The sequence below is a fragment of the Nonomuraea sp. NPDC050451 genome (assembly GCF_044458585.1).
In genome coordinates, this window is the sequence record NZ_JBITHZ010000001.1 from 838,565 (window position 1) to 864,867 (window position 26,303).

Sequence of the window (26,303 nt, forward strand, 5' to 3'; positions counted from 1 at the left end):
CTCACAGCTTGCGGTAGGTGCGGGCCTCCTCGGCCGCCTCCAGCACGTCGGCCAGCGGTGCGCCCGCGCCCGCCGCCACCGCCGCGGCGATCGCCCCTTCCACGAACGGCACGTCCGCCACCACCACCCGCCCGTCCTCCTCCAGCAGGCGGGCGGTCAGCACCGAGCTGCCCAGGTCGGGGATGAGCACCACCCCGTCGCCCTGGTCGACGCTGCGCAGCGCCGCCTCGATGAGGTCCAGGCTCGTGCCCAGCCCGCCGTCCTCGGTGCCCCCGGCGGCGGCCACGGGCGCGTCGGCACCGGCGATCCCGCGGGCCAGCGCCGCCGCCTCCGCGGCCAGCCCCGCGCTGTGCGAGACGAGCACCAGCCCCACCATCACCCGGCTCCGCGGCGGATCACGCGATCACCGAGGCCGGGGCCGCTCATCACGCCACCACCGAAGCCAGGGCCGTCATGAACAGGGCCGCCGACGCCGCCCCCGGATCCTCGTGCCCGATGCTGCGCTCGCCCAGGTAGCTGGCCCGCCCCTTGCGCGCCTGCATCGGGATCGTGGCCTTCGACCCCTCCTCGGCGGCCCTGGCCGCCCGCTCGAACGCCTCCTTCACCCCGATCCCGTCACGTACGGCCAGGGCGAGCGTCCGGGAGGCCGGGACCAGCGCGTCCACCATGGTCTTGTCGCCCAGCGCGGCCTTGCCCAGCCGTTCGAGCGCCACCACCCCGGCCTCGAACGCCGCCGAGAACCCGGCCAGCGTCACCGGCGACTCCAGCGACTTGCCCATCTGCCGGAACACCGACCCGTACAGCGGCCCCGAGGCGCCCCCGACGCGGCGGATCAGCGTCGCGCCCGCCGCGGCCAGCACCTCGCCTGGGGTGCCCGGCGGCGACTCGGCCAGCGTCTTGCGGACCTCGGTGAGGCCGCGGTCGAGGTTCGTGCCGTGGTCGGCGTCGCCGATCGCCGCGTCCAGGCGGGTCAGCCGGTCGCGGTCGTTGTGCACCAGCCTGGCCGCCTCCTCGAACCAGGCCACGAACACGTCGGTGTCCATCAGCGCCCCCAGCGCAGCCCCGGCGTCTCGACCGGAGCGTCCCACAGGCGGGTGAGCACGTCGTCGAGCAGGCAGATCGACACGGAGAAGCCCTGCATGTCGAGGCTGGTCACGTAGTTGCCGACGAGCGAGCGCGACACCCGGGCGCCCTTGCCCCTGGCGAAGGCCGCGACCTCCGCGAACACCACGTACAGCTCCATGAGCGGGGTGCCGCCCATGCCGTTGACCATGACCAGCAGGTCGCCGCGGAGCGGCAGGTCGCGGTGGATGGCCTCCATGGCGATCCCGGCCAGCTCGCGCGCCGACACCATCGGCACCCGGGCCCGTCCCGGCTCGCCGTGGATGCCGATGCCCAGCTCCACGTCCGTCTCCGGCAGGTCGAACGTCGGCTTGCCCGCGTGCGGCGTCGTACAGGAGGTCAATGCGATGCCGAACGACCTGCTGCGCTCGTCCACCTCGCCCGCCACCGCGGCGATCTGGGCCAGCGGCGCGCCCTGCTCGGCCAGCGCGCCCGCCAGCTTCTCCACGAACACCGTGGCCCCCGTGCCGCGGCGGCCCGCCGTGTAGAGGGAGTCCTGTACGGCCACGTCGTCGTCGACCAGCACGCTGGCCACCTCGACGTCCTCGATCAGCTCGGCGGCCATCTCGAAGTTCAGCACGTCGCCGGTGTAGTTCTTGACGATGTGCAGGACCCCGGCGCCGCCGTCGACCGCCCTGGTCGCGTCGATGATCTGGTCGGGGACCGGTGAGGTGAAGACCTCGCCGGGGCAGGCCGCGTCGAGCATGCCGTACCCGACGAAACCGGCGTGCAGCGGCTCATGCCCCGAGCCGCCGCCCGAGACCAGGCCGACCTTGCCCGGCCGCGGTCCCTCGGCCCGGTAGACCACGCGGTCGCGTACCCGCAGCGACGGGTGGGCCGCGGCCATGCCGTTCAGCGCGTCCTCAACGACGGAGTCGGCCGTGTTGATGAGCTTCTTCATGGTGAGAAGATCTGCCCATTTTCACGAGGGCGCAAGCGTCGTAGCGTGGGCGGGGTGGACGTCGTCTACAACCGTTCCTAAGGGCTGAGCATGGGTTGCACATGCTCAGCCGAACGCTCCGAACGGTGTTGAGCGTTCTGGTCGCCCGCGTTCGCGCCGCGTCCGGCGCCGACGGATCGTGTCCGTGGTCCGGGGATGCGGGGGCGGGGTCCCTCACGCCCGCGAGCGTCCGGTCCTGCCTGGACGGTCCGATGCCCCTGCTCATCGCTCCGGTGAGCAGGGGGCGGTGCCGTCCGACGCCGGATCGGGTGCCCTTGGGCGCGTCTGCCGATCGCCACGGCGGCTGCGTCGTGGCGGGTGGTCGTACGAGTCTTTGTGGTGAGGGGCTTCTGCCAGTGCTGGGCACCCCACTTCGAGGTGTACGCCGGGTCGGCGGCGATGATCACGATCCCGCTCTGGTCGGCCATCGACGTAAGCCGGGCGCGCAGCCTGCTCGTGGGCATGCCGGAGATGAGACGGCGGAAGCGTTTGCGGCGGCCGTGCTTCTCCCGCGTCTTCTCCGCCTGAAAATCGAGGTCTTCGATTGCGATGGCCTGCACGCCGCAGGCCCTTGCCCAGTGCAGCAGCCGGGTCAGGGCGTGGCGGACCTGGGCGTCGCGATGTCCGGCGTTGCCGGACAGGTCGTAGGGGAAGCGGCGGGGGTTGCCGATGGGGTTGCCGTGGGCGTCCAGGCGCCAGGCGGCCAGGTGGGCGGCGTTGGTGTCCACGCCGACCACCCCGTGGGCGAGCGCTGCCAGCATCGGCACGGCCGGGGCTGCAGGGATCTGCCAGGAGGCGGTGATGTACCAGCGTCCGCGTGCCGCGTCCAGGTGGATGCGGTAGGCCACGGCCCGGTTGGCCTCGATGCGATCCCGCCATTCCACCCCGCGGTGGGCGAAGGCCACCCGGGCCGCGAGCACGTAGCGGCCGTGCGGCGCGTTCGCCAGGTGCGCCAGCGGCGCGGGCAGCCGGATCGCCACCTGGCCGTCAGGGGTGATGCGGATGGTCTCGTTGCCGTAGCGTTTGCCGCTTTCGCCGTCGGCGGCCAGGAACCAGCGCTCGGCCTCCCATGCCTGCCGCCACTCGGCCTCCGTCAGACCCGCAGCCTCCACGTTGTGGCGAGTGTTGGCCAGGCGCTTGCCGCCCCGCACCACGCGCACCCGCCCGGCCTGATAGTCGGCCTTGCACCGCTGAAGCCGATCTTGCAGAAGGTGCAGGCGACGGGACTTGGCGAACCACTCCCGCGCCGAACGGTATCCGCCCGGATCCGTGCGAGTGCCCTTCGTCCCCACAGGCAGCGACAGTTGGCGGCTGATCGCGCGGATGGCGGCCTCAAGGTCGCGGATGTGGCCGGCTTGACAGCGGCGGGCCAGCGCCCACTGATCGTGAGACGCTTTGGTGATGGCCCCGGCCCACCGCGCCGATGACAACGCGGTCAGTTCGCGCTTGCGCGCCGCCCAAGTCTGGGCGCAGTGCCCCGGCCCGTCGGCGCACCTGGTTTTCAGGTCGGCGGAGGCCAGCGCGCCCAGATGCGCGCCGACCAGACGCAACACCTGCTCGTCTGCGGAGGTGAGGTGCTTGAGCCGGTCGCGGACAGCGACGCCAGACGGACCGGGCACCACGAACACGGGAGCGATCGGGCGCAGCTCAGCCATGCTGGAGGACCTTCGATGCCATGGGGGCGCGGTCCGGGGCCGATCGGCGAGCACCGGCGGCCGGCGCTGCTGGATGGCGATTGAACAGGCACGCTCGCATGACTGGCATTTGCCCCCTCCCGGTGTTCACGTTGCGTGGCCGCAATGATACCAAGAGTTGACCATGTCGGCTAGAACATATGCACGAGACTGCCAGTGGATGCGCAACGCAGCCTCCACAGGCTGAGCCAGACCCCGGGCAGAGTACGCCCGGCCGACAGCAGCGAGCCGGGACGAGGACTGCCCGCTGCGCGCGCACATGCCGTCGAGTCTTCACTGCGGCGATGACGATGACGTAACCAGAGTCACCTCGTGCACCCTCATGCACACTCAAACACCAACAGCTCCGACACCCCGGCGCACGGCATCGCCCGCCGCCTCACCAAGCCCGCCGAGTGGCACGGCGTCCGGCTCCCCGCCGACGCCAAGGTGTGGATCCTGATCGGCTCCGCCAACAGGGACGAGTCGGTCTTCCCCGACCCCGACGTCTACGACCTGGGCCGCGACACCTCCAGGTCCATCAGCTTCGGTGTCGGCCGCCACTACTGCCTCGGCGGCCCGCTCGCCCGGCTGGAGGCCCGGGTGGCGCTCGAGGAGCTCATCAAGGCCGTATCGCCGTCGTACGAGATCGACCAGGACGGCATCCGGCGCATCTCGCACGGCAATGTGCGGGGGATGGTCCGGCTCCCGACTACCGTGGCACCCGCCTGAGTAGGCTACCTTCTGCTCATGGCTGAGATCGTGTACCCGCCGGTGATCGCCGCCGCGCGGACCCTGTTTCGCGTGCTCGACGTCCGGTTCCACATGGAGGGTACGGAGCACGTGCCGCAGACCGGGGGAGCGGTGCTGGTGAGCAACCACATCAGTTACCTCGACTTCATCTTCGCGGGGTTCGCCGCGCTGCCCTCGCGGCGGCTGGTGCGCTTCATGGCCAAGCAGGACGTGTTCGACCACCGGATCTCGGGGCCGCTGATGCGCGGCATGCACCACATCCCGGTGGACCGGGGGGCGGGCGCCGGCTCGTACGCCACGGCCCTGCGCATGCTGAAGGCCGGCGAGGTCGTCGGGGTCTTCGCGGAGGCGACGATCAGCCGGTCGTTCACGGTCAAGGAGATCAAGAACGGCGCCATCCGCATGGCCCAGGCCACCAACGTGCCCATCATCCCCGTCGCGCTGTGGGGCAGCCAGCGCTTCTGGACCAAGGGCCGGCCCCGCAAGCTCACCCAACGGCACGTCCCGCTGACCATCGTGGTGGGGGAGCCGATGTACCCCAAGCGCGGCGAGAACGTCAACGACCACACCGCCGACCTGCACAAGCGGATGTCGGAGCTGGTGGACCAGGCGCAGCGCACGTACCCGGAGGTGCCGCCGGGGGTCTGGTGGCAGCCCGCCCACCTGGGCGGCACGGCCCCGACGCCGGAGGAGGCGGAGGCCATGGACGCCGCCGAGGCCGAGGCCCGCGCCAAGAAGGAGTAGCCCCTCCCTCCCGAGGCTCTGCCGGGACACCTCGCACGGATCAGCACAGGCAGCCCGCCCGCCACTCGCCAGGCCGAGCAGGCGGGCTACCAACCGCACGCTCACCGGTCCACGCGATGGCGCGGACCGGCTTGCGCAAGTATCTTCCGGAAGGCAAGAGCTGGGTGGTTTCCGAGGAGAAGCAGTCCCTTGCCCTGTACTGCGGCCAGATGCGGCTGAGCCGGGCTCGGCCGACGGCTCTCGATCGCCATGCCCGTCGCCTTGTCGCGATCATCGCCTGGGCGGCAGCCCTGGCTGTGGCCGCGTATTCGACCTGGGACGCCTGGCAGGTGGAGTACGGGTCTTCCTACGCCGTCCTCGGCTGCGTGGGGTCCTTCGGCGGGGGCGGCTTCGAGCTCACCACAGTGGCGTCAGCCCTGCTGGGGGATGCCTACGACATCGCGGACCTGGCCGTCCTGTGGGGCGTCCCCTCGATTCTGGTCCTCGCGGGACTGCTGATGTCGGCTGCCACCGGAAACGGGGCCGTCATCGGCCGCCGCGTGGCCGGCCTGCTCGTCCTCATCGCGATCGTGGGACCGGCCAGCCCTTCGTACATGCGTGAGGACGGGTGCTCCGGGATACCCGTGCTCAGCGGAGAGTGGTTCGGGACGGTGCTGAGCGCCTACGGGCCGGCGCAGTATGCCCTCCTGTGCGCGGCGCTGCTGGTGCTGTCGGCCACCCGGACGGCGCGGGACACCTGGCCGAGTGGGTCCACCGGCCGCCGGGCGGCGGCGTTCGCCATCGACTACGTGATCTTCGTCGCCTTCCTGAGTCTCTTCACGGGGCAGCTCAGCGGGCTGGACTACGGCCTCCTGAACTGGTTCAGGGTCAACGAACCGGCGTCGCTGCTCGCCGCCGTGGCCGCGTTCCTTTACGTCTTGACCGGGCTGACGTTCGGCAAGCGGCTCATGCGCATCCGCGTCGTCTCCGCCGAGACGGGTCATTGGCCTGGCTGGCGCAGGGCCGGGATCCGCGCGCTCGTCTTCCCCGTCCTGGTCTGCGTGCCACAGTTCGGGCTGGCCGTGCTCTTGGTGGACGGCCTGTGGGCGATGTCCGACCCGGCGGCCCGCACTCTGCGCGACCGCCTCGCCGGCACGCGGGTCGTTCGCGACCTGCTGTGAGACGCTCAGGCCTTCCCTTCGCACAAGCCTCCACGGAGAGTCCCAAAGCAGATGCCCCAAGGCGGGCAGCACCGACTGCCCCATGGCCCTTCAGCCGCACCCCGGGACAGCGCTCTACGCAGGCCGGCCGGTGTCGCCCAGGGAGACGAGGAGTTTGCGGAGGAGGTCGGCCAGGGCGTCGCGGTCGGCGGGGGAGAGGCCGGACAGGAGGTGGGCCTCGTTGGCCGCGTGACGTTCCAGGACGTCGTTGGCCACCCGCCGTCCCTCGTCCGTCAGCGCCACGAGTGTCATGCGGCGGTTGTCCGGCGCCGGCCAGCGGTCGACCAGCCCACGCTCCACCAGGTGGTCCATGCGGTTGGTGAGCGCGCCAGGGCTGACCATGGCCGCGGCCGACAGGTCCTTCATGCACATGGAGTCGGCGTCGTTCCTGAGCAGCGTGGCCAGCATGTCGAACTCCCACGCCTCCAGCCCCTGCTCGGCCAGGAACTCCTTGACCCCCCGCTCCAGGAGCCGTGAGGCCCGCGACACCCGGCCGACCACGCCCATCGGGGACACGTCCACGTCGGGCCGGGTCCGTGCCCACTGCCCGAGGATCGCGTCGACTGCATCTCCCATGGCGGCAATCGTACGACATTGAAATGTTCGATGTCGTGGGTTATGGTCCTACGTGGAAATGTTCAATGTCGAAGTTTTTGAGGTGGGGCAATGAAGGTGCTGGTGCTTGGCGCGACGGGGTACATCGGCGGTGCCCTGGTGGAGCGGCTGGTCGCGCAGGGGCATGAGGTGGCGGCGTACGTACGGCCGGCGGCGGAGGGGGACAGGCGGGTGCCGGGCGTGGCCGATGTCCGGTACGGAGATCTGGCGGATGCCGCTGCGCTGGAGAAGGCGATCACCGCGGACCTCGACGCGATCGTGCACGCCGGCCAGTTGATCGGCGAGCAGGAGACCGACCTGGCCACGATCGGCGTGCTCGCCGGATCATCCAAGAAGGTCGTCTATGTCAGCGGCGTCTGGGTGCTCGGCGAGACCGACGGGGCCGACGAGGACAGTCCGGCCAACCCCATCCCCCTGGTTGCGTACCGGGACAAGGTGGAGCGGCTGGTGATCGACGGCGGCGGCTCCGTGGTGCGTCCCGGCGTCGTCCACGGGCGCGGCGCGGGCATCCCTGCGCTGCTCAAGGCCCAGGCCGCGCGGCGCGGGACCGGTGTGTACGTCACCGCGGACGGCACGGTGCCGACGTGGACCTTCGTGCACGTGGACGACGTGGCCGAGCTGATCGTGGCCGCCGTGGAGAAGGGGGAGGCGGCCGTCTACCACGCCATCAGCGAGGAGGCGGTGCCCGTCACCGCCGTGGCCGAGGCGGCGGCCAGGTCGGCGGGCGTCAAGGAGACGGCCGAGCCGTGGCCGCTCGAGGAGGCCGCGCAGGAGCTCGGGGAGGGCTTCGCCCAGGCCCTGGCGCTCAGCCAGCGCGTCAGCGCGACCCGTACCCGCGAAACGCTCGGCTGGCGGCCCTCCGGCCCCGGCATCGTCGCCGATCTCGTCGAGGGTTCCTACGTTTGACGCGCTCTCCCACTCCGGGCGGGCCAAGAGGAGGACGGCGGTACGCGCCGGCGCCTCGTCGTCGAGCAGCCGCCGGATCTCGGCGATGCGGCCGAAGGCGGCGGCGTGGAGGGCGAGCAAAGCGCCTTCACGCGCCGCCTCCAGCCGCTGCACCGTTATGCGGTCCGATGATGACCGAGGTGACGGCCGGGTGCGGGCAGGGATCGGCGGGGACGGCCGCGCGGCGCGCCCCCGCCACCACCGCACCTCCAATACCGCAAGGACGAGGATCGCCAGGCGGCTGAATCGGCCGAAAGTACCGTCGCAGACCACGAGCCCCGACTGGTGGCCGATGTCCGTACCGGGCCCCGTCCCCAGGATGAGGTGCATGCCCTATCAAGATCACGCTCCGGGACCGGTCCGCGCCGAGACGACGGCATGGGAGGCCCCGCGATGACCTCCCCCGGCCGGCCGCGTGTCGCCGCGCTCGACGTCCTGCGCGGGTTCACGCTGTGCGAGATCCTGCTCGCCAACATCCAGCTCATAGCCAACGGCGACAGCGCCGTCATGACGCAGCCCATGGGCGACTGGGACCCCTGGCTCGGGCTCCCGATCTTCTCCCTGCTGTTCGGCATCGGGTTCTCGCTGCTGCTGGACTCCGCCGCGAACCGCGTCCCCCGCCCACGGCTCGTCCTGCTGCGCCGGCTTCTGGCGCTGCTCGCGATCGGCCTGGTGCACATGCAGCTGTGGCGGGCCGAGATCCTGACCTCCTACGCCATCGTCGGCTTGCTGGTGCTGCTGCCCTCGACCTGGCTGCCGCGATGGGCCGTGGCCGGCCTCGCCCCGGCGCTCGTTGCGGCGGCGCTGATCGGCGGCGGGGGCGGCGGGCCTCTGATGATCGGCGGGCTGTTCCTGGTGGGCTCGGCGCTGGTCCGGTACGGGATGATCGAGAGGATCGAACGGTCCACCCGAGGGCCGCTCCTGATGGGCCTGGTCTTCGCGGCAGGGGCGGCCGCTGCCCTGTGGGTGCGGGACGGCGTGCGAACCGGGGCGGGTACGCCGTCCTTCACGTCCGGCCTGGCCGATCTGATGCTCGCCGGTGTGTACGTGTGCACCCTGCTGGTCCTGCTCAGAACGCCGCTGCGACCGGCGCTGGCGGCCGTCTTCGCGCCGCTGGGCCGGATGGCGCTGACCAACTACCTGACCGCCACACTCCTCGTTCTGGCGGCCAGTCGCATCCTCGGCCTGCCGATCGGCCAATCCCTGCAGGCGGCGTACTTGACCGCGGGAGCCGTCCTCGTGGCCCAGTGGCTGTTCTCCACCCTCTGGCTGCGCCGTCACCGCCAGGGTCCCCTCGAGTGGCTCTGGCGGTGGGCCACCTGGGCCCACCGCTCAGCCCTGCGCATCCCCACGAGCTGAGCCCTCGTGCGGTGCCAGTAGGGCGGTCGTACCGGGCCGGACCTGGTGACGGCGACCGCCGAGGGGGCTCTAGCCCGCGATGAGGGCGTTGGCCTCCGTGATGAGCTTCTGGGCGGCCGCGTCAGGGGTCATCCGGCCGTACAAGACCTCATTCGTATACCGCGTGAGAATGGTCTCGATGGCGCTGGCGCGCTTCGGCGGGACGGCGGGCGGGTCCGTGAGCTCGCCCTTGATCTCGTCGAGGAAGGCCAGCGTCTTCTTGTCGCTCGCCGGAAGCTTCTCCCTGACCGCCGCCAGCACCTTGGAACTGGCCGGCAGGCCGCGGTCGCTGAGGATGATCGCGCCCGCCTCCGGGTCGTTGATCATGAAGTCGATGAACTTGGCCGCCGCGGCCTGATGCTCGGACTTCGCCGAGGCGGTGTAGAACATCGCGGGCTGGAGGAACATGCCGCCCGCGGCGGCGCCTTGTGCCTTCGGCATCCGCAGCAGGTCCACTTCCTTGCCGCCGGACGCCTTGTTGATCGAGCCGAGCTGGTTGCTCCACCACATGCCCATCGCGCCGTTGCGGGTGGCGAACAGCGACCGGTCCTCGCCCTGGGTCCCGAGCTCGATGCTCTTGGCGGCGTCAGGAGAGCCCTTGGTCTTGATCAGCCTCTGATGGATGGCCCACCACGCCTTGAGCGTCTCGGGCGAGACGCCGATCTTGTTGCCCTTGTAGAGGGACTCGCCCCGCTGAGCGGCGAAGATCTGCAGGAACGCCGGGTTGAAGGCCTGCTGCGTGCCGTAGACCTTGCCGCCGGTCTTCGCGGTGATCCTCGCCGCCAGGTCGACGTACTCATCCCAGGTCCACATGGTGTCGTCGGGCAGTTCCTGCCCCGCGTCCTTGACCGCCTTCGGGTCCACGACGAGGGACCAGGCGTTGACGCCGGTGGGGATGGCGAACTGCTTCCCGTCGATGGCGCCGGTGGCCAGCACCTTGCCGTCGATGTCGGCGGTGTCGACCGCGCTGGACAGGTCGGCGAGCGTGCCGCGTTCGGCGTATTCCCGCAGGCCGCGGATCTCGAGGGTGATGACGTCAGGCGTTTCGTCGCTCGCCACCTTCGTGGCCAGCGTGTCGTAGTAGGTGCCGAAGCCGGAGAACTCCTCCTCGATGTCGATGTCCGGGTTCTTCGCTTCGAACTTCTTGATCGCCTCTTGCGTCATCTTCTGCCGTGCGTCACTGCCCCAGTAGGAGAAACGCAACTTGATCTCGCCGTTGGCGCCTTCGCTGCCGCAGGCCGCAGTGATCACCAGCACAGCAGTGGCCAGCAACGCTGCCGTCCACGTCTTCTTGCCAGAGCCCACGGCTCTACCTCCCGGGGGTTGAGGGGTGCAGGACCTGCTTCGGTCCTGGGGCGGTCACTCCACGGATCAGTCACTTCCGTCCGGGCAGGAGGAAGTCGAAGCTCCGCCCGAGCGCGCTGATCGGCATGGCGAGCATCGGAGCCCACGACGACCTCCACCGGAGTCAAAGAATCTTGCAAGGGTACCGGGGCGGTGAAATCGTCGGTAGCTGTTGAGGCAGAGGAAGTCGTTCGCTCTGCCTTGCGGCGAGAAAGCAGAAAGGGCCCCGATTCACCGTGTGAATCAAGGCCCTGACATGCGTGACCAGTCGGGACGACAGGATTTGAACCTGCGACCCCTTGACCCCCAGTCAAGTGCGCTACCAAGCTGCGCTACGTCCCGGTCGTGTCGGCCGCTCCCTGCGGAGCGGGACGTCATAACCTTAGCGCACATCGGAGGTGCACGCGTACACGGAGAGCTGGGGCGGAGGTGGCCGAGTGGGGCGGAAGCCGACCATCGATCGGCGGGAGTTGGCCAGGCTGGTGGCCGAGGGGATGAACGTGCAGGAGCTGGCCGCGCACTTCGGGGTCAGCGAGTCCGGGGTGCTGCAGGCCAAGCGGGCCGCCGGGCTGGCCAAGGCGATGCTCGACCACAGCCGGGCCGTGCCGTGGAAGCTGGCTCGCGAGCACTCCCAATCCGGGCCCGCCACCAATTTGCGTAATCTGTCGGCGGCCGCGCAGGGGAAGCCGCCCGCGGCCGAGCGGCTGAACACGGCTCTGCGATGGGCTCAGCGGCTCGTCGACGCGGGGCTCGACGTGCGGTACGACGCCGCTGAAGGGTTCAGTGAGGTCCCCGCCGCACCAACGGGCTCACATGTCGCAGCCGTGCTGGCCGCGGCCAGGGAGGCACTGGAAGCCCGCTGAGGCGGTGAGTTTCGACCCACCTGTTCGAGGGCAGTCGCTGGTCTCAACAAAGAGACCGGAGGCGAACAACATGACCACCTTAATCTGGGTGGCCGTCGTCGCGGTCGTGGCGGTGGCGCTCGTCGCTGTGGGCTATCTCGTGATGCAGCAGAGGCGCCGTGACCATCTCCGCGAACGTTTCGGCCCGGAGTACGAACGCATAGTCGCCGAGCACGACAACCGCCACGAGGCCGAGCAGGAGCTGCTCGACCGGGAGCGCCGGCATGCGGAGCTCGACATCCATCCCCTGACGGAAGAGTCGCGCGACACCTACGCGAACCAGTGGACCGAGGTGCAGGAGCGCTTCGTCGACGCGCCCGGGTTCGCGGTGACCGAAGCCGACCAGCTGGTCACCGCGGTCATGGCGGAACGGGGTTACCCGACGGAGAACTACGAGGAGCGCCTGTCCACCCTGTCGGTGGGCCACGCGAAGACCCTCGACCACTACCGGACGGCCCACGAGATCAGCGGGCGGGCGGCCAGGAAGGAGGCCTCCACGGAAGACCTGCGGCAGGCCATGGTGCACTACCGCGCGCTGTTCGAGGAACTGCTGCAGGAGACCACACGAGGACGGTGAACGAGCACATGAGCACCCCCAGCACCCCAAGGAGTGGCAGCGAGGAGGAGCGCGCCCAGCGCGATGAGCACCTCCGCGACGATGAGCTCCTCAGCGAGCGCGCCGACGAGCACGCGGATGATCGCAGGCTCGCCGACGACGACTCTCCCCATGCCGCGGACGATCATGTCCCGGGCGACGTCCGTGTCGCGGGGAACGACGAGGCGGAGAGGCACAGTCCGCGTGCCGGCGACGAGTACGCCGCCGCCGTGCCCGGCGCCGTGACGCCGCCCGCGGCCGAGTACGACGACGGCGCGTACCGCGACCCCTACGCCAGGACCGGCGAGGACATGCCGGCCGAACCGGAGACCGAGCCGGACGAGGTCCCCGCGCACGCCGCCCCCGAGGACGTCGTCCTGTTCGACCAGAACCCGGACCAGGTGCAGGCCCGCTGGCGCGACCTGCAGGCGTCGTTCGTCGACGACCCCGGCGAGGCCGTGCGGCGCGCCGACGGGCTGGTCGGCGAGGTCGTGGACGCCCTCACCAGCAGCCTCACCAACCGCACGAACGGCCTGCGCGACCGCTGGAAGGACACCGAGGCCGCCGACACCGAGCAGATGCGCCTGGCGCTGCGCGACTACAGGAGCGTCCTGGAAAGCCTGCTCGCCCTCTCCAGCCGCCGGACCGAGACCCAGCTCCAGACCTGGGGAAAGAGGTGACCTGACATGCTCGCGGTGGTCGCAGCGATCATCTTCGGACTGGGGTTCCTGCTCGACCTGGTCGGCGCCCGGATCCCCGGCGGGTTCTCCGGCATGACGTTCGTCCTGCTCGGCCTGACACTGCTGGCGCTGCATCAGGCGGGCGTCGGCACGGCCAGTATCCGTTCCGGCTACAGCAACTGGCGTGGCCGGGCACGTAGGTAGGAAACAGCGACGGGTCCGCCGGTAAAAGGCCCCAGCCGGTGAGGCCCAGAAAAGGGAGGTCGCCGAGGACGGCGGCCTCCCTCACTCTTTGCCGGGAAAGCGCATGATGACGGTGCTGCCGCCGTTCCCGACCCGTACGGTCAGGTCCGACGACACCAGGCGGGCCACCCACAGCCCCATCCCGCCCACCGCGCCCGGTCTGGGCCCCGGCTTCCAGGCGCCTTGGTCGTGCACCTCAACGATCAGGTCGCCGCTCACCGTCCAGGTGCGCATGGAGGCCCGGTCGGCCCCGTGGGTGACGGCGTTGGTGGCGACCTCGTTGACCGCGATGACGAAGTCCCCGATGACGTCCTCGGGCATGCCTGCGTCGCGGGCCTCGTCCTCAGCGAACTGCCGGACCTGCGGCAGGTCCGGCAGTCGGAAGCGGAGCTGTTTCACGGGCGCGCCGGGCGGCGGGCTCGTGTAGCCCGACTGAGGCTCTGTGTCCTCGTTCACCCGGCGACCTTCTTCTCAGCCGACCAGCTCGGAGCGCAGCTGGTCGAGAACTTTGCGGAGGATACGTGAGACGTGCATCTGGGAGATCCCGAACTCGGCGGCGATCTCGGCCTGCGTCATGTTGCCGAAGAACCGTAGCAGCAGGATGTGCTTCTCGCGGGAGGGGAGTGCGTCGATGAGCGGCTTGACGGCCTCCCTGTCGACCATGGTGCTCAGCGTGTCGTCGTCTTCGGGGATGACGTCGCCGAGGGAGGCGGCGTCGTCGTCGGTGCCGAGCGGCGCGTCGAGCGACAGGGTGCTGTAGGCGGCGGAGGCGTCGAGGGTCAGCAGGACGTCCTCCTCGGTGATGTTCATCTTGGCGGCCAGCTCGGCCACGGTGGGCGACCTGCCGAGGTCCTGGCTGAGGTCGGCGACCAGCCGGTTGAGCTCCGAGCGGCGCTCCTGGTAGAGGCGCGGCACCCGGATGGCCCAGGTGCGGTCGCGGAAGTGGCGCTTGACCTCGCCGGTCATCGTGACGACCGCGTAGCCCCTGAACGCGTGGCCCAGGGTCGGGTCGAAGCCGTTGACGGCTTTCATCAGGCCGACGTACGCGGCCTGGAGAAGGTCCTCCAGAGGTTCGCCGCGGTAGCGGTAGCGCCGGGCGATCTCCATGGCGAGCGGCCGGTGCATCTCGACGATGCGCTCACGCAGTCGCTCTCTGTGACTGTCGAGGGTCTCTTCTCTGACCATCTCGGCCAGGAGCTCTTCCGCTGTCATCTCCTCGAGGACGTATTCCTGCACAGCCATCGCTGCTCCTCTTATGGGTCGCAGGCGCCCTCTACCAGCGAAAAAGCCCAGGCAGAGGCACGCCTCGCTCAACTCTCGAGACGAAAGCCCGCTGCTGGACTCCGCATCAAGTGTCCCCCGTTTCGCGGGAAGTATTCCTCCCTCCTGTGGTGACAGTAGGGTTGCTCCGTGACAATGCCGGATAACGGTGAGGGGTCCATGGCGGCCCTGAGCCTGACGTCGTCGACGGTGGACGAGATCACCGTGATCAAGGTCGACGGCGTCCTCGATGCCACGACCCGCGAGCAGTTCGCCGACTACCTGTCCCTGGCGGGGTCGGACCTGATACTTGACCTCGCCGGGGTCACGTTCATGGACTCTCGCGCGCTCGGGCTCATCGTCCACCACTGGCAGACGAGCCTGGCGTCGGGCGCCAGGTTCGCGCTCATCGGGGTCGAATACTCCAAGTCCAAGGTGATGTGGATCACCGGGCTGGCGCAGCGGCTGCCCCTCTATGACACGCTCGACGACGCGCTGGCGGCCATCGGCTGAGGGCGGGGGCAAGGGAAACGGAGGTCAGCGCTTCGACTTGCGCTGGTGCTCGTCGACCAGCAGCCTGGCCAGGTCGGCCACCTTGACCTGGTGGTGCTGGGAGATCTTGCGCAGCTCCTCGAACGCGGCCTCGGCGGTGCATCCACTGGTCTGCATGATGATGCCCTTGGCCTGGTCGATCACCGCCCGTCCGGCCAGGGCCTCCTGGAGCTGCGCGGCGTCGGTACGCACCTCCTCGAACTCCCACATGTTGGCCATCGCCACCCCGACCTGCTCGGTCAGCATGTCGGCCAGCGAGTGGGCGCCCTGCGGGGAGAACGCCCCCGGGCGTACCGAATAGAGGCCGACCAGCAGCAGGGCGGGCGCCACTTCGATGGGGACGACCAGCACGGATCGCACACCCCAGCGGCTGGCCAGCGCGTCGTAGCGGGGCCAGCGGGGCTCGTTGAGCACGTCGGCCACGCCGGCGCGGCCGCCGCTCTGCCGGGCCTCGACGGAGGGGCCCTCGCCGAGCGCGCGTTCGCCCTCGACGAGCATGATCAGCTCGCTGTGGGAGCCGGACACCAGCACCCGGTGGTCGCGCCAGTGCTCGGCCGAGGCTCCCGAGCAGCCCGGTACGCCGGCGGCCAGCGCCGTGGTCAGGTCGCGCAGCACACGTTCCGTGGAGGTGTCCTCGCCCAGCCGGCCGAGTGCGGCGAGGTCACGGGCGAGACCGGGGGTGATCATCGCAGTTGATTTCATAGCAAGAAGCCCCTACCCGATATGGCCCCCCGTATCCCCTGTGACGTAGCGTCAGAGGGTGACCATGCCGGACCTCGAACAAGCGCTGGACGCGTTGGCCGGACGGGTGTCCTCGCTTCGCGAGGCGAGGACCGCCTATCCCGCCGACCTCGCGCCCACGCTCGACGCTGCCCTCGCCGAGCTCGACACCGCCGCCGAGCTGCTGGCCGAGGCCCGCGAGGCGCTGCAGAAGGCGCCCAAGCGGGCGGGCGGCAAGAAGGACGGCACGCAGCGGGAGCTGAAGCTGCTGCGTCAGGTGTTCCGGGCCTTTCCGGTGCCGGTCATCGTGCTGGACAGCGGCGGCGTGGTCAGGCGGATCAACCCCGAGACCTCGCGGGTGCTCGGCAGCCCCGACGGCTATCTGGTGGGCCGCTCGTTCCCCCTGCTGGTGGACGTCTCGCGGCGGGCGGCGTTCCGGTCGCATCTGACGGCGGTGCTGCAGACGGGCCAGCCGTCGGCGTTCGAGACGCGGCTGGCGCATCAGGGGCGCACGCACACCGTCCAGCTGGCGCTGACCAGGCTGACCATGCCGGGCGAGCCGCAGCAGATGGTGGCGGCGGTGGCGCTCCCGACCGAGGTGCAGCTGCCCGAGCCGGGCGCGCGGCGGCCCGAGCAGTCCGACGGGGCGCTGCTGCTGGCGGCGGCCAAGCGGCAGGACCTGCTGGTCAAGATGGCCAACCTGCTGCTGGAGGAGGAGACGCTGCTGCGCCCGGTCGCGCTGCCGAGGGCGACGCGGCTGCTTGGGGCCGAGTGGGCCGACTGGGTGATCGCGGACATGGTGCGCGGCGGGCTGCCGCGCCGCTCTGTCGTGGTGGCGCCGAAGAACCAGCCGCTGGGTGACCTGGTCCGCCAGGTGGAATCCGCGGATCCGGTGGGCAGCCAGATCGTGATGCAGGTGCTGGAGCGCGGCTCCGGCGTGGTGCAGGAGATGCTGGACGACGACAGCCTGCTCGGGTTCTGCGCGGACGGGCCGCTGCTGACGGCGATGGGCGCGGGCTCGATGCTGTGCGTGCCGATCGGCTCCGGCGACGGCGTGCTCACGCTGGTGCGCGCGCACGACCGGCGCCCGTTCGCGCTGGCCGACCTGGCCGTCATGCAGGAGGTGGGGCTGCAGCTCGGGCTGGCGGTACGGGCCCAGACCAGCTTCCAGAACCGTTCGCGGGCGGCGGACGCGCTGTCGGCGAGCGTCGCGCCCCGCAAGCTGCCCGACGTGCCCGGCTACGAGGCGGCGGCCGTCTACCACCCCGGGGCTTCGGTGGGCGCCGAGTTCTACGACGTGTTCCCGGTGTCGTGCGGGTGGGGGTTCGCGCTGGGCGGCGCCGTCGGCAAGGGCGAGGAGGCCGCGTCGGTCAGCGCGATGGTACGCGGCGGCCTGCGGGTGCTGGGCGTCTGGGAGTCCGACCCCGACCTGGTGATGCGCAAGGTCAACGAGGCCCTGGTCGCGCAGGGCACCGGCATGTTCGTGATGGCCGCGGCGGGCTTCGTGAAGGGGCGCGAGATCAGGCTCTCGTCGGCCGGGCACCATCCCGCCGCGCTGCTGCAGGCCGACGGCGGCGTGCGCTTCGCCGCGGGCGGCGGCGTGCCGCTGGGCCTCGCGCCCGAGGCGGAGACCAGCGTGGAGCGGTTGACGGTGGCCACGGGCGAGACTCTGGTGCTGTATTCGGAGGGGCTGATCTCCTCCAGGAACGAGCTGGGGGAGCCGTACGGCGAGGAGCGGCTGGCCGACGTGCTCGGCCGGTGCGCGGGGCAGTCGCCGTCCACCGTGGTCAAGGCGCTGGAGGCCGACCGGCACGCGTTCTCGGGCGGCCAGGTGTGGGACGAGATCGTGATCCTCGCGCTCAGGGGCGTCTGACCTGCGAAGTCAGGATGTCTGATTTTTGGGGGTTTGCGATCGAGTCAAGCCTGGGTATGGTTGAAAGCGTAGACATGTGCCTAAGACGCAGGCGCACCTTTCAGTCTTTCTTCGCTGAGGTGTGCCATGAATATCGCGATCGTCGCTTCCGCCGAGAGCAACCGGCGTGACCGCATCCTTTCCGTCGCCCGTGAGCTCGGCCGCGAACACCACGTCACCGTCTACTCCCGTCGTGACAGCATTGAGGGCAAGCCCAAGACGCGGGTGGCCCCGGGGGTCACGTTGGAGCAGATCGACGTGGGCCCGGCCGAGGAGCTGACGGCCGACGGCGTGGTGCCGTACCTGAACGACGTCGGCGAGCAGCTGATGCGGCGGTGGAGCCAGGACCGGCCCGACGTGATCCATGCGCATTCGTGGACCGGCGGTCTGGTCGCGGTGGCGGGCGCCAACGGGCTGGGGGTTCCGGTCACGCAGACGTTCCACACGGTCGACGCCTCGCACAAGGACCTGGAGCTGGCCCTCGGCCGCCGGGCCAACGCGGTCATCGCGGGCTCCGGGGACGAGGAGTCGGCGCTGATCCGGCTGGGCGTGCCGCGCAACCACATCGCCGTCGTCCCGTACGGCGTCGACACCGAGCGCTTCCAGCGTCGCGGCGCGGTGGCCATGAAGGGCACGCGCAAGCGGCTCCTGCACGTCGGGCCGCTGACGGTGGATCGCGGCGCGGACACCATCGTGCGGGCGCTGCCGGGGCTGGGCGACGTCGAGCTGGTCATCGCGGGCGGGCCCGAGCCCGAGGACCTCGCCACCGACAAGGACGCCTGCCGGCTGCGCGCGCTGGCCGAGCAGCTCGAGGTCGCCGACCAGGTGACGCTGCTGGGCCAGGTCAAGCGCTCGGCCGTGCCGAAGCTCATGCGCAGCGCGGACGCCGTGGTGTCGGTGCCGCGCGAGGCCGTGACGGGCATCGTCGCGCTGGAGGCGATGGCCTGCGGCGTGCCGGTGATCGCCTCGGCCGTCGGCGCCCACCTGGACTCCGTCATCGACGGCGTCACCGGGCTGCTGGTGCCCCCGGACCGGCCGGCGCGCACCGCGCGGCTGGCCCGCGAGCTGCTGTGGGACCCGACCCTGCGGACCGCGCTGGGCTACGCCGGCGCCGACCGGGCGCGCTCGCGCTACTCCTGGGAGCGGGTGAGCCAGGAACTGGTACGGGTGTACGAGGCGGCCTGCGCCTGAAGCACCGAAACCCCGGCAGGCGGCAGAAGCCGCCTGCCGGCACCATGTAGATGGTCATGACCCGCAGAGTCGGGCGGCCTTGAGCCCCAGGTGCACGGCCAGGCGGTCGTCGCCGTCCGAAAGATCCCGATGGGTGAGGCGCTCGGCCTTTCCGAGCCGGTAATAGAGCGTCTGGCGGTGGATGCCGAGCTCGGCGGCGGTCTTCTGGGCGTGGCCACCGTGGTCGAGGTAGGCCTCCACGGTCTCGGCCAGCTCGCCGTCCAGGACTGCGGTCTCGGCCGCGAGCTCGCGCAGGTCCGCCTGGCCGAGCCTGGCCAGCAGGCGGTGCACGCCCAGGTCCTCCCAGCGGGCGATGGGCGCGTACCGGGGGAAGTGCTCGGCGACGCGCAGGGCGTGGCGGGCCTCGCGCCAGCTCAGCCAGGCGTCGGCCGGGTCCGTCCGGGGCGCGCCGATGCCGGCGGCGGTGCCGTACGCGCTCTGCAGGGTCTGCGCCACCTCGCCCGCGAGGTGGGCGGGGGCGAGCAGGGCGACGGGCGAGCCGGGGCGGGCCAGGACGCCGCGCGGCAGCGTCCAGAGGGCGGCGAGGCGCTCGGCCGACTCGCGTACGGCGATCGCCGCGACAGGGCCCGGCACCTCGATGGTCGCGCCCGCCCGCTCGGACGGGTCGGCCGAGAAGAGGGCGAGCAGACCGCGGCCGAGGTCCTGCCGGCTCCTGGCCTCCTGGGCGAGGGCGGCGGCGGCCCTGGCCACCAGCGGCGCGACGGATTCGAGCGCCGCGAGCGAGCCCGAGTCGAGCAGCCAGAGATAACCGTAGGTGACGTCGCCGTGGCGCAGCGGCCAGCACACCCTGGCCAGGACCCCGAGCTCGGCGTCGGCGGGGATCCGGACCGGGCCGGGGGCCTTGGCGATGCCGTAGCGCTCGAAGTAGTCGCGCACCTCTCCGGTGGCGCGCCGGCGCAGGATCGACTCCTGGCGGACCGTGTCGATGTCGCCGTGCTGCGCCCCGTACGCCAGCAGCCGGAACGAGCGGTCCTCCAGCGTCGCGGACGCCCCCAGCCGGGCGGCGATCTCGTCGACGATCTCTTGCAGGTCTGCCGTGTTGTGCATTTGTATGACAGCCTGCCACATCGGCCGTTACGCACGTCGATGGCCCCCGCTGAGCTGCGTTTTTAGACTTGAAGCATGCTGGGTCAAGTGCTCCTCGCCGCGTCCGGGAGCGGCGTCGTACGTCGTGCCGTGTCGGGCTTTCCGCTCACCAGGAAGGTGGTCGATCGGTTCGTCGCGGGCGAGAGCGTCCACGAGGCCCGCGACGCCATCGAGCGCCTGCGCGACATGAAACTCGCCGTCACCGTCGACCACCTCGGCGAGGAGACGCGCGACGCGCGGGCCGCCGAGGCCACCGCGAACGCCTACCTGACGCTGCTCGACGCCGTCCGGCCGCTCGACCTCGGCACCCGGGGCGAGGTGTCGGTGAAGCTGTCGGCCGTGGGGCAGCGGCTCGACGACGCGATGGCGCTGGAGCACGCCCGCGAGATCTGCGCCGCGGCGGCGCGCAACGGCTCGACCGTCACGCTCGACATGGAGGATCACACCACCGTCGACTCGACGCTGACCATCCTGCGCAAGCTGCGCGAGGACTATCCGTCGACCGGGGTGGCGATCCAGGCGTACCTGTTCCGCAGCGAGGACGACTGCCGCGACCTGTCCGCCGAGGGCTCCCGGGTGCGCCTGGTCAAGGGCGCCTACCGCGAGCCCGCCTCCGTCGCGCACCAGGGCCGCGGCGCCGTGGACAAGGCGTACGTGCGATGCCTGCGGGTCCTCATGGCGGGGAAGGGGTACCCCATGGTGGCGACGCACGACGATCGCATGATCGCGATCACGGAGGTGCTCGCCGACCGGTTCGGGCGGACGATCGGCGACCACGAGTTCCAGATGCTCTACGGAATCCGGACCGACCTGCAGGAGTCCCTGGCCGGGGCCGGCCACACGGTCCGCGTCTACGTCCCCTACGGCGACGACTGGTACGGCTACTTCATGCGCCGCCTCGCGGAGCGCCCCGCCAACGTCGCCTTCTTCCTTCGCGCCCTTGGGGGTAAGTAATGGATGCCATCAGCAACGTTCCCGTTCCGGCCAACGAGCGCATCTACGGCTACGCGCCGGGCAGCGCCGAGCGGTCGGCGCTGGAGGACCGCATCAAGGAGCTGGCCGGGTCGTCGATCGACCTGACCATGACCATCGACGGCGAGCAGCGCCTCGGCGCGGGCGCCCCCATCGACGTGGTGCAACCGCACAACCACGCTGCTGTCCTGGGCCGTACCAACGACGCTATGGCCCGGGACGTGCAGGACGCCGTCGACGCGGCGCTGCGGGCGGCGCCCGCGTGGCGGGCGCTGTCGTTCGACGAGCGGGCGGCGATCTTCCTGAAGGCCGCCGACCTGCTGGCCGGGCCGTGGCGGGCCACGCTCAACGCGGCGACCGTGCTGGGCCAGTCGAAGTCGGTGCAGCAGGCGGAGATCGACTCGGCCTGCGAGCTGATCGACTTCCTGCGCTTCAACGTGGCCTACGCGCGCCAGCTCTACGCCGACCAGCCGATCTCGTCGCCCGGCGTGTGGAACCGGATGGAGTACCGGCCGCTCGAAGGCTTCGTGCTGGCGATCACGCCGTTCAACTTCACCGCCATCGCCGGAAATCTGCCAACTTCTGCGGCTTTGATGGGGAATGTCGTCGTCTGGAAGCCGTCGCCCACCCAGCAGTTCGCCGCGCACTTCACGATGCGGCTGCTGGAGGCGGCGGGGCTGCCTCCCGGTGTGATCAACATGGTCACCGGCAACGGCCAGGCCGTCTCCGAGGTGGCGCTCGCGCACCCGGCCCTGGCCGGGATCCACTTCACCGGCTCCACGGCGACGTTCCAGCACCTGTGGAGCACTGTCGGCCAGAACATCGCCTCCTACCACGGCTACCCGCGCCTCGTCGGCGAGACCGGTGGCAAGGACTTCGTGCTGGCCCACCCGTCCGCCGACCCGGCCGTGCTCTCGACGGCGCTGGTCAGGGGCGCCTTCGAGTACCAGGGGCAGAAGTGCTCGGCGGCCTCGCGGGCGTACGTGCCGCGCTCGGTCTGGAACCGGATGCGCGACGACTTCGTGGCCACGGCCGAGTCGCTGACCGTGGGCGACGTGTCGGGCGACCTGTCGACGTTCATGGGCGGCGTCATCGACGCCCGGGCCTTCGCCAAGCACAAGGAGGCCATCGACCGGGCGCGGGCGGCCGCGAACATCGACGTCCTCACCGGCTCGTACGACGACAGCGTCGGCTACTTCGTCAAGCCGACCGTCCTGGAGTCGGCCGACCCCACTGACGAGATCTTCGTCAAGGAGTACTTCGGCCCCATCCTGGGCGTGCACGTCTACGAGGACCGCGACTTCGACGCGGTGCTCGACCAGATGGAGGGCATCGCCCCGTACGCGCTGACCGGCTCGATCATCGCCCAGGACCGGTACGCCATCGCCTCGGCGTCCGACCGGCTGCGCTTCGCGGCGGGCAACTTCTACGTCAACGACAAGCCGACGGGCGCGGTCGTGGGCCAGCAGCCGTTCGGCGGCGCCCGCGCCTCGGGCACCAACGACAAGGCGGGCTCGATCTTCAACCTGATCCGCTGGGTGAACGCCCGCACGATCAAGGAGACGTTTGTGCCGCCGACCGACCACCGTTATCCGCACATGGGCTGATTTTTCAGCCCAGCCAGCCCATGAGCCCTCCGGTCCTGCCCCGGGGGGCTCATGGCGTAATGTGCAATGTTCGTGTCGTTGACGCCTTGACAGGCCCGCCACCAGCATGAAGACATGCAGCGACGGGTTCTGATCGTCGTCTTCCCCGGCTTCCAGTTGCTCGACCTGGCCGGTCCCGCCGACGTGTTCGCCACGGCGGCGCTGCTGGCGCCCGAGGACGGCTACCAGGTCGAGGTGGCGGCCGTGCGGGCCGGACCCGTGTCCTCCGGCAACGGGATCGCCGTCACGGCCGGCGCCCTCGGCGAGGTCTCGGGGCCCGTCGACACGCTGATGGTCGTGGGCGGGATGTCGCTCCCCGATCAGCTGGGCGACCGGGAGCTCGTCGAGGCCGTCGTCCGGCTGGCCGCGGGCGCGCGTCGGGTGGCGTCCGTGTGCAACGGGGCGTTCCTGCTGGCCGAGGCCGGGCTGCTGGACCACCGGCGGGCCACCACGCACTGGCTCTCCGCCGGCGAGCTGGACGCCCGCTACGAGTGCGTCGAGGTGGATCCCGACCCGCTCTACATCGAGGACGGCAACGTCTGGACCTCGGCGGGCGTGCTGTCCGGCGTGGACCTCGCGCTCGCGCTGGTGGCCAGGGATCACGGCCACGCGCTCGCCCGCGACGTCGCCCGCGGCCTCGTGGTGTACCTGCACCGGCCGGGCGGGCAGAGCCAGTTCAGCACCCCGATGCGGGCCATGACGCCGCGCAGCGAGCCGCTCAGGGAGCTGCAGGCCTACATCGACGCGAACCCCGCCGCCGACCTGAGCGTGCCCGCGCTCGCCGACCGGGTGGGGATGAGCGAGCGCCACTTCTCCCGCGTCTTCACCGAGCAGACCGGCCTGTCTCCCGGCCGCTACGTCGAACGCAGCCGCGCCGAGGCCGCCAGGCGGCTCCTGGAGGTCACCGCCCATCCGCTGGACCGGGTGGCCAGGGAGTCGGGCCTCGGCACGCCGGAGACCCTCTACCGCGTCTTCCGCCGCCACTGGCGGATCTCACCCGGCGACCACCGTCGCAGGTTCCGATCGAAGGAGAAGTAAGCGATGCATGTGGCGATCCTGCTCTATCCCCGTTTCACCGCGCTCGACGCGGTCGGGCCGTACACGGTGCTGGCCTTCGCGCCCGGCTGGACGGTCACGTTCGTCGCGGCCGAGCCCGGGCCGGTCACCGACGACCAGGGCACGCTCACCCTCACCGCCACGGCCTCCTACGAGGACCTGCCCCGCCCCGACGTGATCGTGGTCCCGGGCGGCCCGGGGACGTTCGACGTCATGTCCGACGAGGCGCTGCTGGGCTGGCTCCGGGAGGCCCACGAGCACAGCCGGTGGACGACCTCGGTGTGCAGCGGGTCCTTCATCCTGGCCGCCGCGGGACTGCTGGAGGGGCTGAAGGCGACCAGCCACTGGGCGGCGCTCGACATGCTGGCGCAGTACGGGGCCGAGCCGGTGAGCGAGCGCGTCGTCACCCAGGGCCGGGTCGTGACCGCGGCGGGGGTGTCGGCGGGGATCGACATGGCGCTGACGCTGCTGGCCCAGGCCACCGACGAGACGACGGCGCAGTCGGTGCAGCTCGTCATCGAGTACGACCCGCACCCGCCGTTCGACGCCGGATCGCCCAGGACGGCGCCGGAGGGCCTGGCCGAGCTGGCCCTCAAGCTCATCGGCTGACCCGCTACGACTGCACCATGAGTCCGTCGGGCGCCACGCCATGGGTCGCCCAGTGGACCGCGATCTTCCGGACCACGGCTCGGGAGAGGTACGTCTCCTCGCCGTGTACTGCTCCGCGCGACGGCCGCCCCGGCCCTTCCGGCCGCGGGCGGCCCTAGGTCGTGCTCTCCTGACCGGCTCCCACCGGCAGCACGTCGAAGTGGACGACCACGCGCCCCGTCGACGGATCGCGGGAGTCCGGCGGCTCGATCTCCCTGCGGTCCGACAGCGCGCGATACCGCTCCAGCACCTCGAACACCTCGTCCCGCAGCGCCACGGTCTCCTCGGGCGTGAGCCGCAGCGACCGCCGCCCGTAGCCGCTCGCGCGTACCCACTCCTCGGGCGCCCGCGCCTCCTCCTCGCGCCACCGGGCCAGCTCCGCGCCGCGCTGGCGCACCAGGTCGTCCAGCAGGAACTCCATCGCACCGGCCGTCTCGGGGTCGGAGCCCGCCTCCCCGTAGGAGAACCCGCCGGGCGTGATGTGCCAGTACTTCTCCTTGCCGCGCCCCATCCCCGGCACGACCTCGATCATGCCGTGCCCGGCCAGCTCCCTCAGGTGGTAGCTCGTGGCGCCGGTGTTCTGCCCGAGCAGGGCGGCGAGCTTGGTGGCCGTGGAGGGGCCGTGCTCGTCCAGCAGCTCGTAGATCCGCAGCCGCAGCGGGTGGGCGAAGGACTTCAGGGCGTTCGCGTCGAGCGTGCGGGCGGAGTAGCTCTTGCTCTGCATGCTATGCAAGCCTATCTTTGCAAAGAAAACTATGCACACTTTCCCTTACACATTATCGGAGTGAGCCGTGGGGCGTTCGTTTGGATTTCTCCTGTCCTCCACCGCGCTGTCGAACCTGGCCGACGGCGTGCTGAAGGTCGGAGCTCCGCTGCTGGCCGTGTCGATGACCCGTTCGCCCACGCTGGTGTCGCTGGCGGGGGCGGCCGCGACGGTGCCGTGGCTGCTCCTCGCGCTGCACGCCGGGGCCATCGCCGACCGGCTCGACCGCCGCCGCATCATGGTCGTGGCCAACGTCGCCCGGGCCGCGGTGCTCTCCCTCGCCGGGCTGGCGGCCCTGCTCGGCCTGCTCGACCTGTGGGTGCTGCTGGCGGCCGTGCTCCTGGCCGGGGTGGCCGAGGTCTTCGCCGACACCTCGGCGCAGTCGATCCTGCCCATGACCGTGCCTCAGAACCACCTGACCAGGGCGAACGGCCGCGTCTCCACCGCCCAGATGATCGGCAACGACTTCGTCGGCGCCCCGCTGGCGGGCCTGCTCGTCGTGACCCTCCCCGCCGTCGTCTTCGGCGCCCCGGCCCTCCTGTACGGCGCGGCGGGCCTGCTGCTGCTGGGCATGCGCGGCACGTACCGCATGGACGTCCCCCGCGCGCAGGGGAGGCCGCTGCGGCGGGACATCGGTGAGGCGCTGCGGTACCTGTGGTCCCATCGGGTGCTGCGCAGCCTGGCCGTCACGGCCGGGCTGCTGAACCTCGCCAACGCCGCCTACTTCGCCGTCTTCGTGCTGTGGGCCGTCGGCGACGGGTCGCGGATCGGGCTGGAGCCGGGCGAGTACGGACTGATGACGACCGCGTTCGCCGTCGGGGCGCTCCCGGGGTCCCTGCTGTCGGGGTGGGCCGCGGGGCGCTTCGGGGAGTTCCGCGCGCTCGTGGGGTGCTGGCTGATGACCAGCCTCCTGCTCATCGTGCCGGTGGTCGTGCCCTCCCCGTGGACGCTCTATCCGACGGCCGTGCTGTGGGGCGTGGCGGGCGCGGCGGGCAACGTCCTGGTGATCTCGGCCCGGCAGCGGCTGATCCCGGCCGGATTGCTCGGCAGGGTCAATTCGGCATACCGCCTCGTCGGGATGGGCGGGATGCCGCTCGGGGCGGCCCTGGGGGGCGTCGTGGCCGAGTTTGCGGGGCTTGGTGCCGTCCTCGTGGGCGCCACTGGAGTATGTTTGGGGGGTGTCGGACTGGTGTGGCGCGCGTTGTCTGATCGAATTTCTAGGCCGTTGACCAGCGCACCCGCACTTTCCGACATATCAGGATCACGTTAGGCACCCTACGGCCT

General features: G+C 70.9%; 28 protein-coding genes and 1 tRNA gene. 17 read left to right on the top strand and 12 right to left on the bottom strand.

What is annotated here, in order from left to right; genetic code table 11:
* Position 1 precedes the first annotated feature (1 nt).
* The 4 genes from ACIBI9_RS03750 to ACIBI9_RS03765 form a co-directional block, all read right to left on the bottom strand.
* Positions 2 to 376 carry a PTS-dependent dihydroxyacetone kinase phosphotransferase subunit DhaM gene (locus ACIBI9_RS03750; protein ID WP_397220362.1) on the bottom strand — a complete coding sequence of 125 codons (375 nt, stop codon included), beginning with the start codon at positions 374 to 376 and terminating at the stop codon, positions 2 to 4.
* Between the two features lie 49 nt (positions 377 to 425).
* A complete protein-coding gene (dhaL, locus tag ACIBI9_RS03755; protein WP_397220363.1) occupies positions 426 to 1,043 on the bottom strand; it encodes a dihydroxyacetone kinase subunit DhaL in 618 nt (205 codons plus the stop codon).
* Positions 1,043 to 2,023 carry a dihydroxyacetone kinase subunit DhaK gene (gene dhaK / locus ACIBI9_RS03760; RefSeq protein WP_397220364.1) on the bottom strand — a complete coding sequence of 327 codons (981 nt, stop codon included), beginning with the start codon at positions 2,021 to 2,023 and terminating at the stop codon, positions 1,043 to 1,045. The genes dhaL and dhaK overlap by 1 nt, the downstream gene beginning before the upstream one ends.
* A gap of 77 nt (positions 2,024 to 2,100) precedes the next feature.
* A complete protein-coding gene (locus ACIBI9_RS03765) occupies positions 2,101 to 3,717 on the bottom strand; it encodes an IS200/IS605 family accessory protein TnpB-related protein (protein ID WP_397220365.1) in 1,617 nt (538 codons plus the stop codon).
* A gap of 351 nt (positions 3,718 to 4,068) precedes the next feature.
* Between ACIBI9_RS03765 and ACIBI9_RS03770 the strand changes: the two genes are divergently transcribed.
* The 3 genes from ACIBI9_RS03770 to ACIBI9_RS03780 all read left to right on the top strand — a co-directional run bounded on the left by ACIBI9_RS03770 (position 4,069) and on the right by ACIBI9_RS03780 (position 6,392).
* Positions 4,069 to 4,467, top strand: a complete 399-nt coding sequence (locus ACIBI9_RS03770; protein WP_397220366.1) for a cytochrome P450 — start codon at positions 4,069 to 4,071, stop codon at positions 4,465 to 4,467.
* Between the two features lie 18 nt (positions 4,468 to 4,485).
* Positions 4,486 to 5,232 (top strand): lysophospholipid acyltransferase family protein, encoded by a 747-nt coding sequence (locus tag ACIBI9_RS03775; protein ID WP_397220367.1) that lies wholly within the window; start codon positions 4,486 to 4,488, stop codon positions 5,230 to 5,232.
* Positions 5,233 to 5,363: 131 nt separating this feature from the next.
* Positions 5,364 to 6,392, top strand: a complete 1,029-nt coding sequence (locus tag ACIBI9_RS03780) for an RDD family protein (RefSeq protein ID WP_397220368.1) — start codon at positions 5,364 to 5,366, stop codon at positions 6,390 to 6,392.
* Between the two features lie 114 nt (positions 6,393 to 6,506).
* Here the strand turns inward: ACIBI9_RS03780 and ACIBI9_RS03785 are convergent, their stop codons facing one another.
* The gene (locus ACIBI9_RS03785; RefSeq protein WP_397220369.1) at positions 6,507 to 7,007 is read right to left on the bottom strand and encodes a MarR family winged helix-turn-helix transcriptional regulator; all 501 of its coding nucleotides are present in this window, start codon (positions 7,005 to 7,007) and stop codon (positions 6,507 to 6,509) included.
* A gap of 90 nt (positions 7,008 to 7,097) precedes the next feature.
* Here ACIBI9_RS03785 and ACIBI9_RS03790 point away from each other — a divergent pair, with 90 nt between their 5' ends.
* Both ACIBI9_RS03790 and ACIBI9_RS03795 read left to right on the top strand, forming a co-directional pair.
* A complete protein-coding gene (locus tag ACIBI9_RS03790) occupies positions 7,098 to 7,952 on the top strand; it encodes an NAD-dependent epimerase/dehydratase family protein (RefSeq protein WP_397220370.1) in 855 nt (284 codons plus the stop codon).
* A 432-nt stretch (positions 7,953 to 8,384) separates the two neighbouring features.
* On the top strand, positions 8,385 to 9,350 hold the full coding sequence (locus ACIBI9_RS03795; RefSeq protein ID WP_397220371.1) for a DUF418 domain-containing protein: 966 nt from the start codon (positions 8,385 to 8,387) through the stop codon (positions 9,348 to 9,350).
* 69 nt (positions 9,351 to 9,419) lie between these two features.
* On the opposite strand, the gene ACIBI9_RS03800 is transcribed toward ACIBI9_RS03795, so the two are convergent.
* Together ACIBI9_RS03800 and ACIBI9_RS03805 are read right to left on the bottom strand one after the other, a co-directional pair.
* The gene (locus ACIBI9_RS03800) at positions 9,420 to 10,694 is read right to left on the bottom strand and encodes an ABC transporter substrate-binding protein (protein WP_397220372.1); all 1,275 of its coding nucleotides are present in this window, start codon (positions 10,692 to 10,694) and stop codon (positions 9,420 to 9,422) included.
* A 307-nt stretch (positions 10,695 to 11,001) separates the two neighbouring features.
* A tRNA-Pro gene (locus ACIBI9_RS03805) sits at positions 11,002 to 11,075 on the bottom strand.
* A 95-nt stretch (positions 11,076 to 11,170) separates the two neighbouring features.
* Between ACIBI9_RS03805 and ACIBI9_RS03810 the strand changes: the two genes are divergently transcribed.
* From ACIBI9_RS03810 to ACIBI9_RS03825, 4 genes are all read left to right on the top strand, one after another.
* Positions 11,171 to 11,596 carry a hypothetical protein gene (locus ACIBI9_RS03810; RefSeq protein ID WP_397220373.1) on the top strand — a complete coding sequence of 142 codons (426 nt, stop codon included), beginning with the start codon at positions 11,171 to 11,173 and terminating at the stop codon, positions 11,594 to 11,596.
* Between the two features lie 70 nt (positions 11,597 to 11,666).
* Positions 11,667 to 12,212, top strand: coding sequence for a hypothetical protein (locus ACIBI9_RS03815; protein WP_397220374.1), 546 nt, complete (start codon positions 11,667 to 11,669; stop codon positions 12,210 to 12,212).
* Between the two features lie 8 nt (positions 12,213 to 12,220).
* Positions 12,221 to 12,910 (top strand): hypothetical protein, encoded by a 690-nt coding sequence (locus ACIBI9_RS03820; RefSeq protein ID WP_397220375.1) that lies wholly within the window; start codon positions 12,221 to 12,223, stop codon positions 12,908 to 12,910.
* Between the two features lie 6 nt (positions 12,911 to 12,916).
* Entirely contained in the window at positions 12,917 to 13,114 is a 198-nt protein-coding gene (locus tag ACIBI9_RS03825; RefSeq protein ID WP_397220376.1) for a hypothetical protein, read from the top strand.
* An 81-nt stretch (positions 13,115 to 13,195) separates the two neighbouring features.
* Here ACIBI9_RS03825 and ACIBI9_RS03830 read toward each other — a convergent pair whose 3' ends face one another.
* Both ACIBI9_RS03830 and ACIBI9_RS03835 read right to left on the bottom strand, forming a co-directional pair.
* Positions 13,196 to 13,609, bottom strand: coding sequence for an ATP-binding protein (locus ACIBI9_RS03830; RefSeq protein ID WP_397220377.1), 414 nt, complete (start codon positions 13,607 to 13,609; stop codon positions 13,196 to 13,198).
* A 15-nt stretch (positions 13,610 to 13,624) separates the two neighbouring features.
* Entirely contained in the window at positions 13,625 to 14,395 is a 771-nt protein-coding gene (locus ACIBI9_RS03835) for a SigB/SigF/SigG family RNA polymerase sigma factor (protein WP_397220378.1), read from the bottom strand.
* 174 nt (positions 14,396 to 14,569) lie between these two features.
* Between ACIBI9_RS03835 and ACIBI9_RS03840 the strand changes: the two genes are divergently transcribed.
* On the top strand, positions 14,570 to 14,926 hold the full coding sequence (locus tag ACIBI9_RS03840; protein ID WP_394500053.1) for an STAS domain-containing protein: 357 nt from the start codon (positions 14,570 to 14,572) through the stop codon (positions 14,924 to 14,926).
* A gap of 24 nt (positions 14,927 to 14,950) precedes the next feature.
* Here the strand turns inward: ACIBI9_RS03840 and ACIBI9_RS03845 are convergent, their stop codons facing one another.
* On the bottom strand, positions 14,951 to 15,652 hold the full coding sequence (locus ACIBI9_RS03845; protein ID WP_397220379.1) for an ANTAR domain-containing protein: 702 nt from the start codon (positions 15,650 to 15,652) through the stop codon (positions 14,951 to 14,953).
* 79 nt (positions 15,653 to 15,731) lie between these two features.
* Between ACIBI9_RS03845 and ACIBI9_RS03850 the strand changes: the two genes are divergently transcribed.
* On the top strand, positions 15,732 to 17,558 hold the full coding sequence (locus tag ACIBI9_RS03850) for a SpoIIE family protein phosphatase (protein ID WP_397220831.1): 1,827 nt from the start codon (positions 15,732 to 15,734) through the stop codon (positions 17,556 to 17,558).
* Between the two features lie 126 nt (positions 17,559 to 17,684).
* The gene (locus tag ACIBI9_RS03855; RefSeq protein WP_397220380.1) at positions 17,685 to 18,788 is read left to right on the top strand and encodes a glycosyltransferase; all 1,104 of its coding nucleotides are present in this window, start codon (positions 17,685 to 17,687) and stop codon (positions 18,786 to 18,788) included.
* Between the two features lie 54 nt (positions 18,789 to 18,842).
* On the opposite strand, the gene ACIBI9_RS03860 is transcribed toward ACIBI9_RS03855, so the two are convergent.
* A complete protein-coding gene (locus ACIBI9_RS03860) occupies positions 18,843 to 19,895 on the bottom strand; it encodes a PucR family transcriptional regulator (RefSeq protein ID WP_397220381.1) in 1,053 nt (350 codons plus the stop codon).
* Positions 19,896 to 19,970: 75 nt separating this feature from the next.
* Here ACIBI9_RS03860 and ACIBI9_RS03865 point away from each other — a divergent pair, with 75 nt between their 5' ends.
* The 4 genes from ACIBI9_RS03865 (at position 19,971) to ACIBI9_RS03880 (ending at position 24,217) form a co-directional block, all read left to right on the top strand.
* Complete coding sequence (locus ACIBI9_RS03865) at positions 19,971 to 20,888, top strand: proline dehydrogenase family protein (protein WP_397220382.1); 918 nt, start codon at positions 19,971 to 19,973, stop codon at positions 20,886 to 20,888.
* The gene (gene pruA, locus ACIBI9_RS03870; protein ID WP_397220383.1) at positions 20,888 to 22,513 is read left to right on the top strand and encodes an L-glutamate gamma-semialdehyde dehydrogenase; all 1,626 of its coding nucleotides are present in this window, start codon (positions 20,888 to 20,890) and stop codon (positions 22,511 to 22,513) included. Before ACIBI9_RS03865 ends, pruA begins: the two co-directional genes overlap by 1 nt.
* A gap of 114 nt (positions 22,514 to 22,627) precedes the next feature.
* Positions 22,628 to 23,590 (top strand): GlxA family transcriptional regulator, encoded by a 963-nt coding sequence (locus ACIBI9_RS03875; RefSeq protein WP_397220384.1) that lies wholly within the window; start codon positions 22,628 to 22,630, stop codon positions 23,588 to 23,590.
* Between the two features lie 3 nt (positions 23,591 to 23,593).
* Positions 23,594 to 24,217: a DJ-1/PfpI family protein gene (locus ACIBI9_RS03880; RefSeq protein WP_397220385.1), complete on the top strand. Its 624-nt coding sequence runs from the start codon at positions 23,594 to 23,596 to the stop codon at positions 24,215 to 24,217.
* Between the two features lie 154 nt (positions 24,218 to 24,371).
* Here the strand turns inward: ACIBI9_RS03880 and ACIBI9_RS03885 are convergent, their stop codons facing one another.
* Positions 24,372 to 24,980, bottom strand: a complete 609-nt coding sequence (locus ACIBI9_RS03885) for an ArsR/SmtB family transcription factor (protein WP_397220386.1) — start codon at positions 24,978 to 24,980, stop codon at positions 24,372 to 24,374.
* A 67-nt stretch (positions 24,981 to 25,047) separates the two neighbouring features.
* On the opposite strand from ACIBI9_RS03885, the gene ACIBI9_RS03890 reads away from it, so the two are divergent.
* On the top strand, positions 25,048 to 26,289 hold the full coding sequence (locus ACIBI9_RS03890; RefSeq protein WP_397220387.1) for an MFS transporter: 1,242 nt from the start codon (positions 25,048 to 25,050) through the stop codon (positions 26,287 to 26,289).
* Positions 26,290 to 26,303: the final 14 nt, after the last annotated feature.